The sequence below is a fragment of the Wolbachia endosymbiont of Cylisticus convexus genome (assembly GCF_003344345.1).
Map to the genome: position 1 here is coordinate 1 of NZ_QPIP01000101.1, position 4,902 is coordinate 4,902.

Consider the following 4,902-nt stretch of genomic DNA (forward strand, 5'->3'; position numbering starts at 1 on the left):
TTCTGATTGTGTAACAGTACACAGATTACAGTTAGTGAATATGTTGAATGGATTGGAAGCATTTTTTGATTTTAAACTACAGTCAACATCCTAGTTCTGTAATTCTTGATATGATTTGGATCAAAAGCACTTTTGGATGTCAGGATACCGAAAATGATATGGAGTAGCTTACGCATTGCAGCTCCCACAATTGCCATATTATGCTTACCCTTCTTCTTTAGTCTTTGGCAAAAACTCACAATGATAGGATTGTGATTCTTGGCTACTATGGCAGGAAAGAAAAGGGCCTTACGTAATGTTTGTGAACCTGATTTACTTAATCTTGGTTTAGAATGTACAGATGAACCTGATGTTATATTTTTCGGTATAACTCCTGTATATGCTGCCAATTGCCTGGCATCTCTAAAAGCTTTTATGTCAGGGATTTCAGCTAAAATAGCCATTGCTGATTCCTCTCCTATTCCTGGAATAGTCAATAGAAGCTGAAAATTTTCCAACAATTCTTTGTGCTGCTTTAATAGTTTGCGTATGGAGTTTTTTATTATTTCTATTTTTTTAACTATATTCGTTGCAACAAGCATTTGCAACTTCTTTAGGCAGTCTCTCTTTTTTTTCTAGGTGGTTATTTACTAATTCTTTTAACGCAACTGAGCAACGATAAAGATGTTTTAATTTTTTCATTTCAGAAGAAGGTGGTGTCCAACGAGTTGGTTCCTGTCTTTGGCAATAATCAGCAATAATTTCTGCATCAGTCTGATCATTCTTTTGTCTTACGAGCTTACTCCTTGTATAAGATTTAATACAATAAGGATTTACAACACTAACAAAATGTCCAGCATTGTGCAGAAATTCAGCCAAAGCTTCGCTATAACAACCACATGCATGACTTTACTTCTTCCACATTATGCTTTTGTAGAAAACTCAGCAGACCTTGAAACCCAAGATCATCGTTCTTAAAGCTCCTTTTCCTAGTTTCACGCTTTTCTTTTTTACTTATGAATGAAAGAAAAACATCAAAGCGATCTTTTGATACATCAATTCCAAGAAAGTTGTTGATCATATATAACCCCATACGTTACCATTTAAAACGAAAAGTAAGGCTAACCTTGTGGATACAGAATTAGAGCCATTTAGGTCTTTCTACGATACCGTCCAGCCTATACTTTTGAGGAGGGAACTCTTATCTTTCTTACAGATTTTATATCTAAGAGGAGAAACAGAGTTCTTCCCTCCTCCACCTAATGCTTAAGCTTAAAACATTAGATGCTTTTTACAAGATACAAGAGGAAATATTTTTCGTTTCATTAATGAAGCGATTGGAAACTGGTATGAGAATAGTCCAAAAGTGGCAGGTACATCTGATAAAGTTGTGGTTTTGATACACATATCTTTTTAGAATTGCAAGTAGTTGGTTTTATAAAAGGTTATATAAAGCAAATGGGTAAAGATCTCAAGGTCATCAGCTATACACAAGCTTCTAGAAGATTTAAAAAGCTTAACATAAAAATCAATGACTGCAGAGTTGATAAAAATAACATGGAAAATATTGAAATTGCAATAGATAGCACTAGAATTAGTATTATAGCTATAACCATAATAAAGAGAATGTAAGAAAATATATAGAAAGTCACATGTTATTTAAAACACAAACAGTAAAAAAGTGATATGCATGTACAGCTACCGGCATGCCTAATGTTGAACAAAATAGGCAATAAACAAAATATTTTATCTGTTCTTCAGCTTATGATATGGTAAGTGTATATAAACAATGCAAACTGCAAGAAAACACGCAAGAGTCTATGAGAAAGCTATCAGAGAGAAATAGCAACATTAGTGTAATAAAATCATGTGAAAGTTATGAAAAAGGTAAAGAAAGATGGAAGAGGAAGTAAAATATGGTCTATATTGAATGCTTTTTTTATAGGTTAAAAAAGACATTTGGGTTTAGTTTAAAAAATAAATCTGAGATAAATAGGGAGAAGGAACTACTTATTAAATGCTACTTAATGAACAAATTTACTGAATTTGGTATGGCTGAGTTCGAAATAGTTACATGAAATTATTTATTCAGGAAAAAACTTCACTAGATATGCAGTAAAGCCTAACGGGCTTTTTGTGATTTACTATGTTAAAATTAAATAATATACTTAAACAATTTTTAGTTCAAAGGTAATGCCAAATCTAGATCAAATATTTTTTGCTCAAAACAATGTTAATATTAATAACGTGTATAAAATAGTCAATAATGCTTTGAGCAATAGTGATGGTGGTGAACTATTTTTAGAGCTTTGCCAGTCAGAGTCCCTGGTTTTTGATGATAACATATTGAAACACATGGATTTGAATATCAGAAAGGGGTTTGGTTTAAGGTCCTTTTGTGAGGATAGTACATCTTTTGTTTGCTCTTCTGAAATTAGTGAAAAGGAAATTAGTAATGCTGCCTCTATAGTGAAAAGCTCAGTATCTTTAAACAAAATAAATTCAATAAACTTAAATGAGGGGAAAAAAGGCATGTATTCAAAGATTAACCCCATAAATGAAATGGATCTAAACTCAAAGATTAAACTACTCAATGAGGTTAATGAATATGTAAGGTCCAAGAATAACTGCGTGAAGCAAGTAAAAATAACTCTAAATGGAGAATGGCAAGTCGTACAAATAATAAAGGGTGATCACAGATTAAGCGATATCAGGCCTCTGGTACGTTTTAATGTGTTAGTCATCGTAGAGAAAGATGGTCGAACCGAGAGAGGCTCCGCAGGACACGGTGGAAGGGATTCTTATAGTAAGTTTATTTCTGAGAAAAAGTGGAAAGGAGTTGCAAACCAAGCGTTAGAACAAGCACTGGTAAATCTTGAAGCAACTCCAACTCCAGCCGGAGAAATGACGGTTGTTCTAGGTTCTGGTTGGCCAGGGGTATTATTACATGAAGCTATAGGTCATGGACTTGAAGGCGATTTTAATCGTAAGGGAGTCTCAGCATTTTCAAATTCTATGGGTAAACAAGTAGCAGCTAGTGACATCACAGTAGTTGATGACGGAACTCTGCCTAATTTGCGTGGCTCTATCAGCGTAGACGATGAAGGCACTCCACCCAGTTATAATATATTGATAGAGGATGGGATCCTCAAAGGATACATGCAGGATCATATGAACGCTAAACTCATGGGTGTAAATCCAACCGGTAATGGTAGAAGAGAAAGTTATAAAGAAGTTATTATGCCGCGCATGACAAACACCTATATGCTGCCTGGAAAACATACACCGGAGGAAATAATATCTAGCGTAAAGAAAGGTCTATATGCAGTAAATTTTGATGGTGGGCAAGTTGATATAACGTCAGGAAAATTTGTTTTTTCATCTTCGGAAGCTTACCTAATAGAAAATGGCAAAATTACACAGCCAGTAAAAGGAGCAACACTAATTGGTGACGGTCCAACAGTGTTGAAAAAAGTATCTATGGTTGGTAATGATCTAAAGTTAGATCCTGGTGTTGGCGCATGCTCAAAAGATGGACAAAATGTGCCCGTTGGAGTTGGTCAACCAACACTCAAAGTTGACGCAATAACTGTTGGTGGAACTAAGATATAGACGGCTAAAACGAATTCCAGCGCATGACGCACAATTGTATAAACATTGTAGCCGTTATTCAAGTAGCTCATAAAAACTACTTAACAAATTTCTTCAACTTCCTTATCATAACGTGTGTAATAATGTTACAAAAAATAATACCATGGAATTCAATAGGATAATTTTCAGAAAATTCCTAAAAAAAGCAAGAAGCCTTTAATTGAGCAAAGCTTATGTATGCACTGTTTCAATTACTACAACTCGTATTAGGTAGGACAGGCTGTTGAAAAAGGAAGAAATAGAGAATTTTAGGATGCAAATTATTTGCCATCTATATGGAATATGGTCAAATCGTCAGTTATGTAGAGAGATCCACTTTAATGTAGAATATAGGTAGTTTTGCAGATTCAGTCTTGAAGATAAAGTACTAAATCATTCATCACTGAGTAGGATAAAAGATAGATTTGGGGTAAAGTTATTTTAAGAAATATTTGTTAGATTGGTTAGAAGATAACATAAAGCAGGTATTGTAAAAGGAGAAATTATCAATTGCATTAGAACCATTTAGGTCGATACCGTTCAGCCTATCATAGGAGTCAAGTTAAGGAAAAAGATATGAGGAGATAGAATAACAAGTTCTCACAGATATGTTTTTAGTGAGAGAAGTAACGATGAATAAAATAACTTGCCTATCAAATAACCTCAACAAATTTTTCAATAGACCCACTGCGAAACGGTATGCAACTAATTTCAGCATGAGTTAGGCGAACAGCAGGATCAATAAAAACCCATGTCTGAGGTTTACCAGACCAGCAATTATTCATGTTGTATTTCTTCTGAAAATTGCGATAGGTATGCGACATAAAATCTTAATTTCACGGATTTTATGCTCCACCTAAATGATGCCAGCTTCCGATTGTTGATCATCCGTCAGCCCGATACCTTTTATGTGGAATTACAACGTTACTCTCAATTTTTGCCACCCCAGAATCTGCATACTTTATATTCTCTTTTGGCAACATTTTTTCCTGTTTTCGTATCTTAAAATCGTGCTCTGTGTGACACTGATAGAATTTGCCCATCTTCTCTTATAACAATTTCCGTTTTCATTGTGTTTACTCTTTTCTTTCCAGAATAAGACAATTTTCCTATCTTTTGGCCGTTGTATTGGTTACATCTGCTAATATCTTCAAAATTCTTTCTGGCCTGTCCTTTTTTATTGAGATTTTTTTAGCCAAAAGTGGTTCCATTTTCTTGAATAATCGGCAAATGTTTGAGTTATACAAGTTACTCAAGAATCGGTGTGTTATATAAGTTTGATAATACAGAATT

At 34.3% G+C, this 4,902-nt stretch carries 1 protein-coding gene and 3 pseudogenes; 2 read left to right on the forward strand and 2 right to left on the reverse strand.

Going from position 1 to position 4,902, the window contains the following annotated elements:
* Positions 1–71: 71 nt before the first annotated feature.
* Positions 72–1,060, reverse strand: a pseudogene (locus tag Wcon_RS08285) (IS110 family RNA-guided transposase).
* A 198-nt stretch (positions 1,061–1,258) separates the two neighbouring features.
* Between Wcon_RS08285 and Wcon_RS13495 the strand changes: the two are divergent.
* Both Wcon_RS13495 and tldD read left to right on the forward strand, forming a co-directional pair.
* Positions 1,259–2,057, forward strand: a pseudogene (locus Wcon_RS13495) (transposase).
* A gap of 115 nt (positions 2,058–2,172) precedes the next feature.
* Positions 2,173–3,591 carry a metalloprotease TldD gene (gene tldD / locus Wcon_RS08300; protein ID WP_114517841.1) on the forward strand — a complete coding sequence of 473 codons (1,419 nt, stop codon included), beginning with the start codon at positions 2,173–2,175 and terminating at the stop codon, positions 3,589–3,591.
* A 739-nt stretch (positions 3,592–4,330) separates the two neighbouring features.
* Here the strand turns inward: tldD and Wcon_RS12180 are convergent.
* Positions 4,331–4,902 (reverse strand): annotated as a pseudogene (locus Wcon_RS12180) (transposase); the annotation flags it as partial.